Source organism: Virgibacillus sp. 7505 (genome assembly GCF_002272135.1).
GTDB lineage: Bacteria > Bacillota > Bacilli > Bacillales > Amphibacillaceae > Terribacillus.
In genome coordinates this window covers 1-254 of record NZ_NPBF01000226.1, presented here as the reverse complement: position 1 = coordinate 254, position 254 = coordinate 1, and the positions used below count along the sequence as shown (strand labels likewise).

At 48.8% G+C, this 254-nt stretch carries 1 protein-coding gene; it reads right to left on the bottom strand.

Annotation, left to right across the window (positions count from 1 at the left end; all coding sequences use genetic code 11):
- On the bottom strand, positions 1–254 hold a 254-nt coding region (locus CHH91_RS20720), incomplete at both ends, for a hypothetical protein (protein WP_176465868.1).

The window sequence follows — 254 nt, the reverse complement described above, 5'->3', positions numbered from 1 at the left end:
ACACTTAACGACTCAGATGCGTTTACTTCCACATGGGCTGCTTGGAGCGTGGCGGCTGTCACGTTTACGTTCTGCTGCTTGATGTAAAGCAATGCTTCTTTTGTCTGCTGTTCAGACAGTTTCAATGATGCATACGCGTGGGCCACGCCTGCAAATCCCTTTTTTGTCAAAGGCAATCCGGTTGAATCCAACAGTGCAAGCACACGGACATTGCGGTGTGAAGGCATTCTATTCCATGACGTGAGAAGCTGTTC